Source organism: Streptomyces sp. NRRL WC-3549, from assembly GCF_000721935.1.
Classification (GTDB): Bacteria; Actinomycetota; Actinomycetes; order Streptomycetales; family Streptomycetaceae; genus Streptomyces.
Map to the genome: position 1 here is coordinate 390,915 of NZ_KL585394.1, position 2,698 is coordinate 393,612.

Consider the following 2,698-nt stretch of genomic DNA (forward strand, 5'->3'; position numbering starts at 1 on the left):
GCCTCCAGCCGCTGCCGCTTGCCCTGCCGGTGCCGGCCGTGGGCCGCGCCGCGTCCCCGGCGTCTGCGGACGAGCTCGCCCCGGCGGCGCACGACCGGCAGCCGGGCGGCGTCCGTGGGCGGCAGGGGGACGACGTCGTCCCCCGCCTCCGGTTCGGGGGCGGACCGTATGAGGGAGCGGAGCCAGCCGCGCAGTTCCTCGAAGTCGGGCCGTTCGGTGGGGTCCTGCCGCAGCAGCGACTCGACGACCGGGCGCAGCGGGCCGCACTCCTCCGCGAAGGCGGGCGGTTCGCCGCAGACCATCTGGACGAGCTCGGCGGCGTTCTCCTCCGGGTAGGGGGCGTGGCCCTGGACGGCGCGGTAGAGCAGGGCGCCCAGTGCCCACAGGTCGGTGGAGGGGCCGATGGGCGGGGCCAGCTGCCAGTTGTCGTGGACCGGTCCCGCCTGTTCGGGCGCCCAGCGCTCGGTGACCGGCCCGACGACGGCGATACGGGCCTGCCGGGCGCGTTCGGCGGCGAGCGGGGTGGCGGGGCCCCGGTAGGCCGGGGTGTCGCCGCTGCCCGCGACGACCTCGCCCCATCCGCCGGCGCCGGCACGGGCGCCCACCGGCTGCGGCAGTCGGTCGCCCCGGCCGCCACCCCGTGCGTCGCCCGGGCCGTCGCCTCGGCCGTGGTCCCGGCCGTCGCCCCGGTCCGGCCCACGCCGGGAGTCGGCCCGCAGCTCATCGCGCCCGAAGCCGCCGGGGGAACCGCCCGCGGGGACGGGACGGCCCGACTCCGGGCCGTCGTCCCAGGTCCCGGCGAGGAACACCCGCCGGCCCGGGGGCAAAGGCCCGTCCGGGCCCTCGTCGTCCTCGTCGTCGGCGAACGGGTCGTCGTCGGCGTCGTCGTAAAGGCCGTCGTCGGCGAACGCGCCGTGGAAGGGCAGCTCCGCGGCGGGGCGCCCCCAGGCCCCGGTCAACCGCGGGCGCACCGGAACGCCCTGGCCCGACGCCGCCGAGCCGTCCCCGGACGCGCTGCCGCCGTCGGTACGGGCGCCGTCTGAGGCGCGGTCGGCCCGCGGCGCAGACGGGGCGGCTCCGGGCCCTCCAGGCCCGGCTTCACCGGGCCCGGTTTCACGGGACCCGACCTCACGGGGCCCGGCCTCACCGGGCCCGGCCTCACGGGGCCCGGCCGGCGGCCCCGTCACGGGCCGGCCGCCATGGGGCACCGCGCGGCCTCCGGCACCGCCCACGCCCGGGCCGCCGCCGGAACCGGCACCGGCACCGGGACCGGCAGGCCCCGGTATACCGCCGAACCCCTCGGCACCGCCGGCCTCCGCGCCCGGCGCGGGCCCGTCGTAGCCGGACCCGCCGCCCTGCTCCGTACGGTCACCGGGCGCCGGCACCGCATCGCTGCCGGACCGCGCCCCCGGCACGGCCCCACCGTCACCGCGGCCGGCACCGGCGCGGGGGCCACCGGGACCGGTACCGCCCGGCCCGTCCGGGGTGCCGTCCCCGGAGCCGTCGGCGGGCCCCGGCGCACGGTCCCAGCTCCTGCCCTCGGCGGGCCCGAACCCGCTTCCGCCGCCCGGGTCGAAGGACGCGCTCCCGCGTCCCGGGCCGGCCCCGGGGGCGGGCGGACCTGCGGGAACGGCGCCGTCCCGGCCCTGCTGGTCCTCACCGGCACGGACCGCCGCACGGGCGCCCGCGCGATAGGCGGCGATGGCCCCGGCCCGGGCGGCCCGCAGGTGCGCCGCGCTGCCCGCGCCGGGCTCCGCCCTCGACTCCGCGAGGGGGACGGCGGGGTGGGCCGGGCGCGGAACGAGCTCCTGGCGCTCCGGCGCCGGACCATCGGCCTGAGGACCGGGCGGCCGGTAGGGGGGCTCGATCTCCAGGTGCCCCCGGGAGGCGGGGACCCCGGCGGACGGCGGCGCGTCGGGACCGTCCTGCCCGGAGGACTCCGGCAGCCCGGACGGTACCGGACGCTCGGCCGGCTCCGGCGGCCCGGGCGGTATCACCGGACGCTCGGCGACGAACTCCGGCAACTCGGGCGCCTCGTCCTCGACCGGAAAGCCCACGACCGGCAGGCCTTCGAACGGCAGACCTTCAACCGGCAAGCCCGCGCCCGGCAGACCTTCCGCCGGGAGCCCCGTGCCCGGGAAGTCCTGAACCGGCGACTCCCCGCCCGGGAGCTCCTGAACCGGCGACTCCTCGCCCGGGAGCTCCTGAACCGGCGACTCCTCGCCCGGGAACTCCTCGTACGGCCCGGTCGGCCCCGACTCGACCGCCGGCGGACCGTACTCCCCCTCGTCGTCGGGCTGCGGCACGGGCATGTACCCGCACAGCGCCTCCTCGGCGGCTCCGGCAGCCAGGCCGGTCAGCACCGCACGGCCGTCGTCGCAGACCAGCACCGTGCGCACGGTGATGTTGCGGTGCGTCCAGCCGTGCGCGTGCAGCACCCGCAGGGCGGTGAGCACGTCGGAGCCGATCTCCGCGGCGCGGTACGGGTTGAGCGGACGTTCCGCGAGGAGCGCCGCGAGCGGCCGGGCCGCGACCAGTTCGCTCACTATCCAGAGCGATCCCGCCTCGGCGAACACGTCGAAGACCTGGTCCAGGCGCGGGTGGTCCGGCACCTGGGCCGCCGCCTGCGCGGCCTCGATCGCCCGCCGGACGGCGGGATCGGTGGACCTGCGCACCGTACGCCCGGTGGCCCGGCGGG

General features: G+C 79.7%; 1 protein-coding gene. It reads right to left on the reverse strand.

Translation table 11 applies throughout. The features are described from left to right. Nucleotides 1-2,698: protein kinase (locus IH13_RS44555; protein WP_234433280.1), on the reverse strand; the 2,698-nt coding region annotated here is incomplete at both ends.